Origin of the sequence: Frankia casuarinae (assembly GCF_000013345.1) — a bacterium.
Lineage (GTDB): Bacteria > Actinomycetota > Actinomycetes > Frankiales > Frankiaceae > Frankia > Frankia casuarinae.
The window spans coordinates 4,127,155-4,141,228 of record NC_007777.1; the positions used below are offsets into that span (position 1 = coordinate 4,127,155).

Genomic DNA, 14,074 nt, shown 5'->3' on the forward strand with positions numbered 1-14,074 from the left:
AGCCGCATACCCGGGGGACGCGGGGACGTTCAGGCAGAGACCGGCCGTCCGCGCAGAACGATGAGGTCCGGGGCGCCGAGCACCGCGACGTCGGCCCGCGGGTCGCTCGGATACACCACCAGATCGGCCCAGGCGCCCTCGGACAGGCCCGGATAACCGAGCCAGGAGCGGGCCCCCCAGGTCGCCGCGTCGAGCGCGGCCGCCGCCGGCAGCCCGGCCAGGCGAAGCTCGGCCACCTCGGCGGCGACCAGCCCGTGCGGGAGGCTTCCCCCGGCGTCGGTACCGACGAAGATCGGGATGCCGGCGTCGTAGGCCGCCCGCACCGTGTCATGGCGCCGGGCGTACAGGGCACGCATGTGCCGGGCGTAGGCGGGGAACTTCGCCTCGGCGCCCGCGGCGATGTCCTCGAAGGTCGCGATGTTCACCAGGGTTGGCACGATGGCGACCCCCCGCTCGGCGAACAGCGGGATCGTGCGCTCGGTGAGACCGGTGGCGTGCTCGATGCAGTCGATCCCTGCCTCGACCAGATCCGCGAGGGAGTCCTCGGCGAAGCAGTGGGCGGTGACCCGGGCTCCGGCGGCGTGCGCCGCGTCGATCGCGGCCTTCGCCACGTCCGCGGGCCAGCACGGCGCCAGGTCGCCCAGCCCGCGGTCGATCCAGTCGCCGACGAGCTTCACCCACCCGTCGCCCCGGCCGGCCTGCGCGAGGACCTCGGCGACGAGGTCGGCCGGCTCGACCTCCGCCGCGTAGTTGCGGAGGTATCGCCGGGGCCGGGCGATGTGCCGGCCGGCCCGCACCAGCCGGGGCAGGTCGTCACGGGCATCGATCCACCGGGTGTCGGCCGGGGAACCGGCGTCGCGCAGCAGCAGCGCGCCCGCCGCCCGGTCGGTGATGATCTGCTGCTCGGCGGTGGGCCTGTCGACGGCGCCGTGCGCGGCGAGGCCGACATGGCAGTGAGCGTCGACGAGGCCGGGCAACACCCATCCGGAGACCGTCCGTACGTCCCGGGCCGCCGGGCCGGTGGGGGCGGAGAAGGTGATCCGGCCATCGACGACCCAGACCTCGTCACGGACCTCCGTCGGACTGACCAGCACGCCGCCACGGATCCGCAGCGCCGGCACGTTCATATTCACGTCATATCCCTATCACCGTCGTCCGGTCACCGGCGCGCCGGCACCAGGCCCGTGGCGAGGACGCGCCGCCCGATCGGGCCCCGGAAGCACTCAGACGTCGAGCTGCGACTCGACGGCGCGCAGCCGATGACGGGCCAGCGCGAGGTTCGCGCGCGGCTTGTCGAGCACCAGATAGAGGAACAGGCCACGGCCGGAATGGCTCTGCAACAACCGGATCAGATGGTACTGGCGACCCAGCGTAATCAGGATGTCCTCGATGGTGTCCTGAAGCCCGAGACTCTCCATCGTCCGAATCTTCGCCCGGATAACCTCGGTGTTTCCGGCCGCGGCGATCTCAAGGTCGATCACATGCGTGTTACCGGCCGTTCCGAGGGTCATTCCACTGGTGAAGTCGACGAGGGCAACCCCAAGCGCCCCGCTTATCTCGAGCGATTCCTTCAGGGCAATGTCGACGCTGTTCATATCGCCTCCCGTGTGTTCGAGGTCGACGGCAGCTCCGACGCTGCCCCCGTTGTGCACTGGCGCCAGTTCACGCGAACCGCGCGTTGACAGTCGTCCCCGCAGCCAGTCATCCCCGCAGCCAGTCCCCGTAGACCGGAAACCGCCCGATCTACGACCGCTCGCACAACTTTAAGCCCACCCGACCGGATCGCGTGCGGGTGGGCGGAAAAAATGGGCTCGGTGGACAGGCGGACCACACGCCGAACCAGAAAAAGCGATGGCGATTCACGCGAAAAGAACCTGATCGTCACGCCATGAAAAGTCTGCCTCATCGAATACGTTGCACGAGAGCCCGAAGATGACAGATCACGTGCCGGCGGAGGTCGGTCCGGCGAGGAGCCGGGTGCCGTCGGGAAGGTTGCCCGAGGCCGCGGCGTCGCGGAGGTACTCCCACAGGACCCGTTGCAGCTCGACGGCGGCACGGGTCGGCTCGACGTCGCGGCGACGCGCCAGCCCGATGGTGCGTTGCAGCCCCGGGAGCACGAACGGGGTGACCCGCATGCCGAGCCGGTGGGCGACCGTGCTCGGAATCACCGCGCTGCCCAGACCCGCCGCGACGAAACCGAGCACGGCGTCCATCTCCCCGCCCTCGATCGCGAAAATCGGCTCGAATCCGGCCTCCCGGCAGGCCGTCACGGTGGCCTCCCGCAGGTCGTAGCCGCGGCGGAACATCACCATCGGGTGGTTACGCAGATCGGCCACGGTCAGCGGGCGTCCGGCGACGATCGGTGGCTCGTCCAGCGACGAGACGAGGACCAGGCTCTCGCGGATCAGCGGCGAGGTCGCCAGGGCCGGGTCGCTGCTCTGCAGCGGAAGGATGATCAACGCCAGGTCCAGGCTGCCCGCGGCCAGATCGCGGACGAGGTCGCGTGATCCCCCTTCCTCGACCAGCAGGCGGATGCCCGGGTACCGCTGGTGGAACAGTCGCAGCACGTCGGGCAGGAAGCCGGTGCACAGGCTCGGGGTGGCACCGAGGCGCACCGTGCCGTGGCGTAGGTCGAGCAGCTCGGTGACCCGCTGGCGGGCGGTCTCGGTATCGGTGAGGATGCGCCGGGCGAGCGGCAGGAGCGTCTCCCCCGCCGGGGTCAGGCTGATGTTCCCCCGCGCGCGGTTAAACAAAGGTGTGCCCAGCTCCTGTTCCAAGGCGCGGATCTGCTGGGACAGGGACGGCTGGGCGACATGCACCCGCTGGGCGGCCCGGGTGAAGTGCCGGGTCTCCGCGACGGCGACGAAATAGGCGAGCTGGTGGAGCTGCACGCCGCCAGCGTAGACGTCGATAGGACGGCACTATCGAGTCCAGGTTTATCATGTCTTGGACCACTGGAGGGAGTGCGCTCTAGGGTGCGCTCGTGGCTGTGACAACCCCGGCGCGGTCGGCGTCCCCTGCGCCCACCCCGCGGCCCCCGCGATCTTCGTCCGTCCTGCGCAACCTGTGGCGGTCAACCATCGGCAAAAAGACCGTGATGGCCGTCACCGGGCTGCTGATGCTCCTGTTCCTGATCGCTCACATGCTCGGGAACCTGAAGATTTTCTTTGGCCGCGACGACTTCGACCACTACGCCGGCTGGCTCCGGACGATCGGCGAGCCGGTCCTGCACGATACGTGGTACCTATGGATCCAACGCGTCGTGCTGGTGCTGGCCGTGGGCCTGCACACGGTGTCCGCGTACCAGCTCAGCCGGCGTGACCTGCGGGCCCGGCCGACAAAGTACGTCCACCGCCAACGAGCCCGGGCCAGTTATGCCACGCATGTGATGCGCTACGGTGGAATCACCCTCGCGTTGTTCATCGTGTACCACATCCTCGATTTCACGACGCTGACCCTCAACCGACACGGGGTCGAAGGTGCCGCCTACGACAACGTCGTGTCGAGTTTCAGCGTGTGGTGGGTCACGCTCATCTACATCGCCGCCATGATCTCCCTCGGGCTCCACATCCAGCACGGCTTCTGGAGTGCGGCCCAGACCCTCGGTGTCAACAACCCGAAACGGGACCGAGTTTTCAAGGCCACCGCCAATGTCCTCGCGGTTCTCCTCACGGTGGGATTCGTGATCGTCCCGGTGTCGGTTCTCGCCGGCCTGGTGGATTGACGGCACGGCACTGGACCGATGGGTCACTGCACCGATGGGTCACTGCACTGGTGGATTGAACAGCCGACGGCTCCGCGGCCGACCTTGCGTGGCGCGGTGCCGGAAGCATGGGAAGGGCTGACATGTCGTTTTACAACCTCGGTGCCGACATCGCCGACACCGCGGCGCCGGACGTGCCGATCGAGCAACGCTGGGACAAGCGACGCTTCACCGCCAAGCTGGTCAACCCGGCCAACCGGCGCCGCCACACCGTGATCGTCGTCGGCACGGGGCTCGCCGGTGGCGCCGCCGGCGCCACCCTCGCCGAGCAGGGCTACCGGGTCATCCAGTTCTGCTACCAGGACTCGCCGCGCCGGGCGCACTCCATCGCCGCGCAGGGCGGCATCAACGCGGCGAAGAACTACCGCAACGACGGCGACTCGGTCCACCGGCTGTTCTACGACACGGTGAAGGGTGGCGACTTCCGCTCCCGGGAGTCCAACGTCTACCGTCTCGCGCAGACGTCCACCCAGATCATCGACCAGTGCGTGGCGCAGGGTGTGCCCTTCGCCCGGGAGTACGGCGGCCTGCTCGACACCCGCTCGTTCGGCGGCGTGCAGGTCTCGCGGACCTTCTACGCCCGGGGCCAGACGGGTCAGCAGCTGCTGATCGGCGCCTACCAGGCGCTGTCCCGGCAGATCGATGCCGGCGGCGTGGAGATACACCCGCGCACCGAGATGCTCGACCTGATCGTCATCGACGGGCACGCCCGCGGCATCGTCGCCCGCGACCTGGTCACTGGCCAGGTCTCCACCTACCTCGCCGACGCCGTCGTGCTCGCCACCGGCGGGTACGGCAACGTGTTCTACCTGTCGACGAACGCCAAGAACTCCAATGCCAGCGCGATCTGGCGGGCGCACCGGCGCGGGGCGTACTTCGCCAACCCGTGCTACACCCAGATCCACCCGACCTGCATCCCCCGCTCCGGCGACTACCAGGGCAAGCTCACGCTGATGAGCGAGTCGCTGCGCAACGACGGCCGCATCTGGGTGCCGAAGAAGGCGGGCGACACCCGCTCGCCCGACACCATCCCGGAGAACGAGCGCGACTACTACCTCGAGCGGATCTACCCGGGATTCGGCAACCTGGTCCCCCGTGACATCGCGTCGCGGGCGGCGAAGTACCAGTGCGACGCCGGTCGCGGCGTGGGTCCGGGCGGGCTCGGCGTCTACCTCGACTTCGCCGACGCCATCAAGCGGATGGGCGAGGACAAGGTCCGCGAGAAGTACGGCAACCTGTTCGAGATGTACGAGCGGATCACCGCCGAGGACCCCTACAAGGTGCCGATGCGGATCTACCCGGCCGTCCACTACACCATGGGTGGGCTGTGGGTGGGCTACGATCTACAGAGCAGTATTCCGGGGCTCTTCGTGATCGGGGAGGCGAACTTCTCCGACCACGGCGCCAACCGTCTCGGCGCGAGCGCGCTGATGCAGGGTCTCGCCGACGGCTACTTCGTGCTGCCGCCCATGCTGGGTGACTACATCGCCTCGACGAAGCTGGGCGCGGTCGACGCGAGCCATCCCGCGGTCGCGGAGACGGCGGCCGAGGCGACGGGCCGGCTGACCCGCCTGCTCGCCGTGAACGGTGACCGCACCGTCGACTCGTTCCACCGTGAGCTCGGCGAGATCATGTGGGACGAGTGCGGGATGGCGCGCAGCGAGGACGGCCTGCGCAAGGCGCTGGGGCGCCTTCCGGAGCTGCGCGAGGAGTTCTGGCGCCAGGTCAAGGTGCCGGGCGACGCGGGTAGTGTCAACCAGAGCCTGGAGCGGGCGAACCGGGTGTCGGACTTCCTCGAACTCGGCGAGCTGATGTGTGTCGACGCCCTGCACCGCGAGGAGTCCTGCGGAGGGCACTTCCGGGTCGAGAGCCAGACCCCGGACGGCGAGGCCCTTCGCGACGACGACCGGTTCGCCTACGTCGGAGCCTGGGAGTTCGCCGGCACGGAAACCCCGCCGGTGCTGCACCGCGAGGTTCTGGAGTTCGAGCACGTCCACCTCGCCCAGCGTAACTACGCGTGAGGCGGTACCGGTCAATGGATCACGACTGTACGAGGAGCCGACCGTGAAGCTCACCCTTCGGATCTGGCGCCAGGCCGGACCGGACGAACCGGGCCGCATGGTCACCTACGAGGTGCCCGACGCGAACCCGGACATGTCCTTCCTCGAACTGCTCGACGTGCTCAACGAGCGGCTGACCCTGCGGGGCGAGGAGCCGGTCAGCTTCGACCACGACTGCCGCGAGGGCATCTGCGGCGCCTGCGGAGTGGTCATCAACGGCCAGGCCCACGGCCCCCGGGAACGGACCACCACCTGCCAGCTGCATGTGCGGGAGTTCTCCGACGGGGACGTCATCGACGTCGAGCCGTGGCGCTCGGTCGCGTTCGGCGTCGTCCGCGACCTGATGGTGGACCGCTCCGGCCTCGACCGGATCATCCAGGCCGGCGGCTACATCAGCGCCCCGACGGGCAGCGCCCCCGAGGCGCACTCCACCCCGGTGCCCAAGGCCGTCGCGGACACCGCGTTCGACAACGCCACCTGCATCGGCTGCGGCGCCTGTGTCGCGGCCTGCCCCAACGGCTCGGCCATGCTGTTCACCTCGGCGAAGGTCGTGCACCTCAACAGCCTGCCCCAGGGCGCCCCGGAGCGGGCGAGCCGCACGCTCAACCTGGTCGAGGCCATGGACGCCGAGGGCTTCGGCGGGTGCACCAACACCGGGGAGTGCACCGTCGCCTGCCCGAAGGGCATCCCACTGGACAGCATCGCCACGCTCAACCGCGAGGTCCTGCGGGCCTCGATCGGCCTCCGGTAGATCCGGTAGGCATCCCCCGACCTGAAGATCGGCGCTTTCCGTCCATAGGTGTCCACCCGACGTCCGTAGGTTTGACTGGACGAATGGCTGTACGCGCAGCACGGGTGGAAGATCACTGAAAATCTTGCGGGTCCGGGTTCTGGTGTGGTGGTCGACGCCAGTGTTGGGATCATGCAGGGTGAGTGGGTGGGCGAGCCGGTCGGGCCGGATGCGTGGGAGACCTGCCGGGAGTTGATCCCGGCAGGCAGTGTGTTCGCGTTCCTGGCGGAGCACCGGGAGGTGCTGTTCCCGGCGGGGATGTTCACCGACATGTACCCGTCGTCGAACGGGCGGCCGAGTATGCCACCGCAGGTGCTGGCGGCCACGGTGGTGCCGCGGAGCCTGCACGGGTTGTCGGAGTCGAGACGGTGCGGGCGTTGCGCTGTGATCTGCGGTGGAAGGCCGCGGGCGGGCTGGGGCTGCTCGACGCCGCCGCCACGGTCACCTGCCCGGCCGGACACACCACCCCTCTGGGGCGTCCCCAGGCCCACGGTCACCGCCAGGACCAGTTCAGGACCCTGTGCCGCACCTGCCCGCGTGACCGTTGCGCCACCTCCCAAACCGGGCGAACCCTCACCATCCACCCCAAACACGCCCTGCTGGCCGCCGCCCGCCACGAGGCCACCGACCCGGCCTGGCCGGACGAGTACCGCCGCTGGCGCCCCCGGTCGAACGCGGGATCGCCTGGCTGACAGCCCACGGCAACCGCCGGGTGCCCTACCGCGGCGTGGCCCGCAACGACAGCTGGCTCCACCACCGCGCGGCCGCTCCCAACCTCCGCCGGCTGGTCAACCTCGGGCTCACCCGCACCAGCGACAACAGCTGGATCCCGACCACAGCAGCCGCGGAACAAGATTTCCCGTGATCTTCTAGACGAAATCATGCGGGCCGTGTGCGTCGACGTCGAGACCGAACTGGTCGAGTTCAACGGCGAGCGCGACCACGTCCATCTTCTGGTCAACTTCCCGCCGAATCATTTGACAGGGCACTGACATGACACTCGACTGGTTCTCGACCGATACTCCTGTACGTCTCGGGTTGGGGGTGCATGATGGCCTGTCCGCTTGTGTGACTGACAAGCAGAACATCGACTTCGTCTGGGTGAGCAGTTTCTGTGTGTCCGCCGTGCTGGGCCTTCCCGATCTCGGACTAGTGGATTCCTCCGAGATGGCCAGTGTGGTACGGACCGTGGTGAGGGCGACGCGTTATCCGGTGGTTGTGGACATGGATTCCGGGTACGGGGGGCCCGCGCAAGGTAGACCTGGCGGCGCGGACAATCTCCCAGGCCGGCGCGAGCGCGGTGTGCATCGAGGACAACACGCTGGACAAGCGGTCGAGCCTGTACCCCGGTGAGCGGGACCTGGCCAGCGTGGAAGAACAGGAGAAACGCCTCCGCGCCACGCGCCGCGGGCTGGAGCCCAGCTGTTTCTTGATCACCCGAACCGGAGCGTTGGTGGCCGGGCACGGCGTGGCCGAGGCCTTGAACCGCGCGAACCGCTATGTGGATGCCGGCGCGGACGCGGTGTTTGTGCAAGCCACGCGACCCGACGGGGCGCCGAGGGGCGGTGTCCTGACCGGCGAGCACAAGGGGCACAACATGATTCACAATGCGCTGCGCCGTCGGTGAACGAGGGAACGGGCTGCTCAAGGGCACCTTCAGCGTCCTGCGCAACGTCACGATCGACCCCTGGAAGATTGGATCCGTCGTGAAGGCCTGCCTCGTGCTGCTCCACATGGAACACCAGCGCACCACCTAGAGATCAACCCGCTCCCATGGCATTGTCGCTACGGAACGCGACGAAAGGTTGGGTGATGTCCCCGAGCTCGGCGAGGAACACCGCGGCCTGGGTCCGGCCGATTCCGTGCCCGGTGAGCAGGGCCTGGTGGCCCCGGTCGCGGGCGAGGCTGCCGGTGAGGGGACTCGACGACGGACTATAAGTCGGAAGGCCGGTGAGGTGGTGCTGTAGACAGCGGATCCGGCGTCGCGGGAGGATAATGGCGGCGGTGGGAAATCACCCGATTGAGGCGGACGTGACGGAATCGACGGACACGACCCGACTGGCCGGGAACGCCGCGGGGCTGAGCGCGCCGCACGGGTCACGCCCGCGGCCGGGGCACGCCGTTCCCGACCAGGTCGCGGTGATCGGCGGCGGGATGGTCGGGCTGTGCGTGGCGTGGTTCCTCCAGGACCGCGGCAGGCGGGTGACGGTCTTCGACCGCGACCACCTCACCGCCGGACCCACCTGGGCCGGGGCCGGATCCTCCTGGGGCAATGCCGGCTGGCTCACCCCGGGGCTCGCGACGCCCCTGCCGGAGCCCGCGGTCCTGCGCTACGGGCTGCGGGTGCTCCTGCGCCCGGACTCACCGGTGTACGTGCCGCCGGTCGCCGATCTGGGGCTCGCCCGTTTCATCGCCGGATTCGTCCGGCACAGCACGACCGCGCGGTGGCGAACCGCCATGCGCGCGCTGGTGCCGTTGACCCGCGCTGCTCTCGGTGCCTTTGACGAGCTCGCGGCGGGCGGCGTGACTGCGCCGACCCGCGCCGCCGCCCCGTTCCTGGCCGGCTATCGCGACCGGTCCGGCCTCGACGCCCTCCTGACGGAGCTCGCCGAGATCCGGGCGACCGGCCAGCCCGTCGATGCCGAGGTGCTGGACCCGGTGGCCGCCCGCGACCTCGAACCTCTGCTGTCCGAGCAGGTCCGGTACGTCGTATCCGTGCAGGGGCAGCGGTTCTGCGATCCCGGCCGCTTCGTCGCAGCCCTCGCCGACAGCGTCCGGGAACGCGGCGGCCTCGTGCACGAGGCGATGGCCATCGACGAGGTGCGCGAGGCAGGTGGCCGGGTGGAGTTGCTCGGACCAGGGGGGCCCGCTGGGCCTTACGACGCGGCAGTGATCGCCACCGGCGCCTGGCTTCCCCGGCTGGCCCGTCCGTTCGGGGTCCGCCTTCCCGTCCAGGCCGGTCGCGGATACAGCTTCCTGGTCGCGACCGAACAGCCGCCGAGCGGTCCGATCTACTTCCCCGCCTCCCGGGTGGCCTGCACGCCCCTGAGGGACGGCCTGCGGGTCGCCGGCATGATGGAGTTCCGCCATCCGGACGCGGCGGCCGACCCGCGGCGCATCCGGGCGGTGGTCGAGGCGACCCGCGGCCTGCTGCGCGGGGTGGACCTGGACACCCGCGCCGCCGAATGGGTGGGACCACGCCCGTGCACCCCGGACGGTCTGCCGCTGATCGGCCCGACCATCTCGCCGCGGGTCTTCATCGCCGGCGGGCACGGCATGTGGGGCATCACCCTCGGCCCGGTCACCGGCCGCCTCCTCGCCGACGCCATCGCCACCGGTGCGCCCGCGGCCGAGCTGTCCCCGTTCGATCCGCTGCGTTGAGGACGAAGCGGATCAGGCCCCGATGCGGGCGACTCGATGCGGGCGAAGGTCAAGAACTCTCTGTAGTCAGAGTAGTCAGTTCTGGGTTTGGGACGACCCTTGGGATGACCAGGGAGGGACGACCGGTAGCCCCTGCACCTCCAGGCGCTCCGCGACGGGCAACGGCTGTGGACGCACGGTGAGTGCCGGGCCGCCTACCGGCTCCCGGACCTTGATTTCCAGGGTCCGGGTCTGGCCGCGATCGACGGTGAGATAGGTGGAGAGCACGGGATGCCCGGACTCGGAACCGCCGGCGAGGCCGATGGGCACACCGTCGAGCCGGGCAGCGACGAGCCAGCTGCCTCGGCCCGTGTACACCGAGAGCCAGAGATTGTTCTGCGCCCGGAGATTCCCAGCGGCATCCTTGAGATCCTGCCGGTGGCGCACATAGGCCGGCAGCCCGCCGGGGGCGGCGTTGGTGAGCCGGATCGTGATCGTCGCCAGGCCGGCGCCGTTCGGCTGCCGCTGCATGCGGTAGGTGGTCTGCCGCCGTAGCCAGTAGTCCAGCTTGCTCGCCGTCGCGTTCTGGGTGACGACCCCGAGAAACGGCCCAGGCGCGTCCGGCAGCGCACCACCCAGCGCCGTGGACGAAAGAATCCGCTGCTCCTCGGCGTGGTTGCTGGATATTTCCAGCCGACCCTCGCGAGCGGCCCGTCCCAGCGCGGTCACCAGCTTCGTCGTGTCGCCGGCTCCCGACTCCACGGCCGCATAGACGGCCTGACCGACCTGGGCGAAGAAGCGGTCGCGGGCGGCCGCGTCCATGATCTCGCCATAGACGCGCGACTCGACGAGATCGACCAGGTGCCCCGCGGCCACCGACGTGCCGTCGGGGAGCACCGCGGGCCGGCTCGCGGCGAGAAGATACGACAACGTCGTGGGGTCGAGGCTGATCGTGCCGTCGACGTCGAGGCCCGTGCCGGCCCGGTAGAACGCGCTGTAGAGCCTGCCGGCCATCGGATAGTCGGGGGTCAGGTTGATATTCGCCCAGATACGGTCGGGCCAGAAGGCGCCGTAACGGGCCGCGAACGGGACCGGCAGCCCCGTCGCCGGTCGCTGCTGGGTGGGGCCTCCCGGCAGAGCACCGTTGCCCGAGATGCCGTCGATGGACAGCCGCCCGTGCTCCGCGGTCAGCAGGCCGAACCCACCGATGATCCCCCCGTTGGCGCGGGACTCGGCCGGGTTCTGGACGATCAGCAGGTAGCGACGGACACCGCCCCCGCCGAGCATCTCGGGACCGACCCGGGCGGCCAGAACAACGGTGTCCAGCGCACCGGCCAGGCGCCGGCTCCGATCGATCATCTCGGCGCGGGCGTCGGCGATGCCGCTGACCCGCCCGGCCCATCCGCAGTCCGGTACGTTCTCCGCCGCCGCCCGCAACGCGGAGAGGGCGTTGAAGGATCGCTCGGCCGGGCGGCGGACCGCGGCGAGCGCCCGGACATTGATCGTCATACGCTGGCGCAGCACCCGCGGATCGAGGGAGGGACCCAGGTCGGCCACGGCCGGCAGGCTGGTGCCGGCGGCCGCGTCCACCTCTCGGATCAGCGTCGCCGCCGAGCGCATCGGGCAGCCAGCGACGGGCAGCCGCCCGAACGCCGACCACACCGGATCCGAGGTCAGGGCCCGCGCAGCGGTGGCCCGCCGCCGGATCTGCTCGATCTGCGATCGCAGCTCGGCCTCGCGGGGAAAGTCTCCGCTCAGAACCTGCCGCTGCAGGACGGCGATCCGCTGCCTGGCCTCGTCGAGACGGGACTTGGCCAGCACTCCGCGCACGACCACCCAGGCGGTCATCGCCACCAGCACAACGAGGGCCGTCGCGACCCCGGCGGCCAGCCGGCGGTACCGGGCTCGGCGACCACGGTGACGCCGGCGACCACGGCCGACGCGGTGCTGCCCCGCCCTGGCCTCAGCACCTCCACCCACGTCCCGCCCACCCACGTCCCGCCCACCCACGTCCCGCCCACCCACGTCCCGCCCACCCACGGGCGCCCGCGTGAGCAGGTCCGGAACCCGGTCCAGGTCCGGAACCGGATCCAGGACCACCGGATCCAGGCCCGGAGCGGACCCGGTTCTCTCCCCCGGTGGCGAATCCGTCATGGGGAGGACGGCGGCCGGGTCGCGCCGTTGTCATCCGGCGTCGTCCCGCCAGCCGGGTCCGTACCGCGCGGTGTCCTTCCACCGACGGAGATGATCTCCTCGGCCGATCCGCGTGCCGCCGGCACCCTGACGTGCGGTCCGCCGCTCGGGACAGTCGTGGCGCTCGGGACAGTCATGGCGCTCGGGACAGTCGTGGCGCTCGGGACAGTCGTGGCGCTCGGGACAGTCGTGGCGCCGTCGGGCAGCGGGTCCCGCGCCGAGCTCGACTCGTCGCCACCGTCGGCTATCCCGAGACGCGCCGTGGCGGCGGGAACCGGCGTCACGGCCGAAGCCGGAGAAGCAGGAGCCGGAGAAGAAGGAGCCGGTGACGGCAGCGACGGAGGCGAGGTGACCGGCCAAGCAGGCCGGACCCCGGAATCGGGCGCCGGGATCTCCAGGGTTCGGGGCGAGGAGGTCCTGGCGTGCCGGCCGCGTGACACGTAACCGTCGCCCGGGCCGTAGTCGTAGGCGTCGGGTCCCTTGACCGGCACCATGTTCAGCACGGTGCCGATCATCCGGGCGTCGACCGCCCGCAGCGCCTCGACGGCCCGCCGGAGGTGCTCGCGGCGGGTCCGCCCGGCCCGCGTCACCAGCAGAACCCCCTCGACCCGGGTGGCGAGCACGGCCGCGTCAGTCACCGGTAGCAGGGGCGGGGCGTCGACCAGGAGGATGTCGAAGCGGGCGGACAGCAGGTTGATGAGTCCGGCCATGCCCTTGGAGCCGAGCAGCTCGCTGGGATTCGGCGGGATGGGGCCGCTGGCGAGGACCTCTACGCGCCCCTCCCCGACCCGACCCTCCCCCCAGGGCTGCAGGACGTCGTCGAGGTCCGCGGCGCCGATGAGGACCGAGGTGAGCCCGGCGGCGGACTCGACCCCGAGGTACTCGCCGAACGACGGCCGTCGCAGGTCCCCCTCGATCAGGCAGACCCGCGCACCGCCCTGCGCCAGGGTGATCGCGAGGTTGCAGGCCACGGTGGTCTTGCCCTCGCCGGGGACCGCACTGCTCACCAGGATCGATCGAGGTCCGGTGTCCACCTCGACGAACTGCAGGTTGGTCCGCAGCTGGCGGAACGCCTCCGCCCGGGCCGAGCGGGGCTTGGCGTTGATGATGAGGGGATGCCGGTCGGCGGCACCGTCGTAGCCGATGACGGCGAGGTTGGGCAGCTCGGTCGTCTCACGGGCGTCGTCCTCACTGGACACGCTCGTGTCGAGGCGGTATCGGACGATCCCGGCGGCGCTGCCGACGATCAGCCCGAGCAGCGCTCCGAGCGCGAGGTTGCGGATCGGCTGGGGCGAGACGGGCGAGACGGGCAGCTTCGCGTGTTCCCAGACAGTCACCCGCACGGAGGGTGGTTCGTCGGCCGACGGCGTCTCGATCTTCGCAATGGTGGTGGAGAACGTCTCACCGACAGCATCTGCGATGATCATGGCTCGTCTCGGGTCGGAATCGCGCACGACGGCCTGGAGCAGCACGGTGTCCGGGACGGCGTGCGCGCTGATCTGGGCCCGCAGGGCCTCCGGAGTCGCGTGCAGGTGCAGGCGTGCGATCACGGCCGTCGCCACCCGCTCGCTGGCCACCAGGTCGGCATAGGACTTGACGCGTTGCTGGGAGAGCAGGCCTCCCTGGTAGGCCGAGGCGGCTCCGGCGCCCCTGTCCGGCGAGGAGACGACCATCGTCACCGAGGCGGCGTACTCTTTCGTCGTTCGCCAGGTCGCCATGGCGGCCAGCAGCCCGCCGAGGACCACGCCGGCGATCATGATCGTCCAGCTTCGGCGCAGAACACGGACGTAGTCGCGCAGCTCCACCCGTCGACCACCCTCCCAGGACCTAGGTCCCGACCACTCACCGTCATCGAAGACCGACTCAACATACTCGATGAGTAGTCATTCTTTTACTCTTAGACACGCT

Annotated in this window: 10 protein-coding genes and 4 pseudogenes; 9 read left to right on the forward strand and 5 right to left on the reverse strand. The window is 70.1% G+C overall.

Going from position 1 to position 14,074, the window contains the following annotated elements; translation table 11 throughout:
* Positions 1–29 precede the first annotated feature (29 nt).
* The 3 genes from FRANCCI3_RS17480 to FRANCCI3_RS17490 all read right to left on the reverse strand — a co-directional run bounded on the left by FRANCCI3_RS17480 (position 30) and on the right by FRANCCI3_RS17490 (position 2,891).
* Positions 30–1,127 (reverse strand): amidohydrolase family protein, encoded by a 1,098-nt coding sequence (locus FRANCCI3_RS17480; RefSeq protein WP_011437841.1) that lies wholly within the window; start codon positions 1,125–1,127, stop codon positions 30–32.
* 96 nt (positions 1,128–1,223) lie between these two features.
* A complete protein-coding gene (locus FRANCCI3_RS17485) occupies positions 1,224–1,595 on the reverse strand; it encodes a hypothetical protein (RefSeq protein ID WP_011437842.1) in 372 nt (123 codons plus the stop codon).
* A 345-nt stretch (positions 1,596–1,940) separates the two neighbouring features.
* Entirely contained in the window at positions 1,941–2,891 is a 951-nt protein-coding gene (locus tag FRANCCI3_RS17490) for a LysR family transcriptional regulator (protein ID WP_011437843.1), read from the reverse strand.
* A gap of 92 nt (positions 2,892–2,983) precedes the next feature.
* Between FRANCCI3_RS17490 and FRANCCI3_RS17495 the strand changes: the two genes are divergently transcribed.
* The 9 genes and pseudogenes from FRANCCI3_RS17495 to FRANCCI3_RS17520 all read left to right on the forward strand — a co-directional run bounded on the left by FRANCCI3_RS17495 (position 2,984) and on the right by FRANCCI3_RS17520 (position 9,994).
* Positions 2,984–3,724, forward strand: a complete 741-nt coding sequence (locus tag FRANCCI3_RS17495) for a succinate dehydrogenase cytochrome b subunit (protein ID WP_011437844.1) — start codon at positions 2,984–2,986, stop codon at positions 3,722–3,724.
* 122 nt (positions 3,725–3,846) lie between these two features.
* Entirely contained in the window at positions 3,847–5,784 is a 1,938-nt protein-coding gene (locus FRANCCI3_RS17500; RefSeq protein ID WP_011437845.1) for a fumarate reductase/succinate dehydrogenase flavoprotein subunit, read from the forward strand.
* 43 nt (positions 5,785–5,827) lie between these two features.
* A complete protein-coding gene (locus FRANCCI3_RS17505) occupies positions 5,828–6,574 on the forward strand; it encodes a succinate dehydrogenase/fumarate reductase iron-sulfur subunit (protein WP_011437846.1) in 747 nt (248 codons plus the stop codon).
* Between the two features lie 171 nt (positions 6,575–6,745).
* Positions 6,746–7,478, forward strand: a pseudogene (locus FRANCCI3_RS27555) (transposase).
* A 7-nt stretch (positions 7,479–7,485) separates the two neighbouring features.
* Positions 7,486–7,584: pseudogene (locus FRANCCI3_RS24900) on the forward strand (transposase); the annotation flags it as partial.
* Positions 7,585–7,606: 22 nt separating this feature from the next.
* Positions 7,607–7,966, forward strand: a complete 360-nt coding sequence (locus FRANCCI3_RS29150) for an isocitrate lyase/phosphoenolpyruvate mutase family protein (protein WP_023840350.1) — start codon at positions 7,607–7,609, stop codon at positions 7,964–7,966.
* Positions 7,872–8,141, forward strand: a pseudogene (locus FRANCCI3_RS28620) (isocitrate lyase/phosphoenolpyruvate mutase family protein); the annotation flags it as partial. The gene FRANCCI3_RS29150 and the pseudogene FRANCCI3_RS28620, both read left to right, overlap by 95 nt.
* A 27-nt stretch (positions 8,142–8,168) precedes the next feature.
* Positions 8,169–8,370: pseudogene (locus tag FRANCCI3_RS25715) on the forward strand (transposase family protein); the annotation flags it as partial.
* Between the two features lie 247 nt (positions 8,371–8,617).
* Positions 8,618–9,994, forward strand: a complete 1,377-nt coding sequence (locus FRANCCI3_RS17520; protein WP_011437848.1) for an NAD(P)/FAD-dependent oxidoreductase — start codon at positions 8,618–8,620, stop codon at positions 9,992–9,994.
* A 75-nt stretch (positions 9,995–10,069) separates the two neighbouring features.
* Here FRANCCI3_RS17520 and FRANCCI3_RS17525 read toward each other — a convergent pair whose 3' ends face one another.
* Together FRANCCI3_RS17525 and FRANCCI3_RS17530 are read right to left on the reverse strand one after the other, a co-directional pair.
* On the reverse strand, positions 10,070–12,127 hold the full coding sequence (locus FRANCCI3_RS17525; RefSeq protein WP_148214917.1) for a DUF4012 domain-containing protein: 2,058 nt from the start codon (positions 12,125–12,127) through the stop codon (positions 10,070–10,072).
* A complete protein-coding gene (locus FRANCCI3_RS17530) occupies positions 12,124–13,971 on the reverse strand; it encodes a polysaccharide biosynthesis tyrosine autokinase (RefSeq protein ID WP_011437850.1) in 1,848 nt (615 codons plus the stop codon). Before FRANCCI3_RS17530 ends, FRANCCI3_RS17525 begins: the two co-directional genes overlap by 4 nt.
* Between the last annotated feature and the right edge of the window lie 103 nt (positions 13,972–14,074).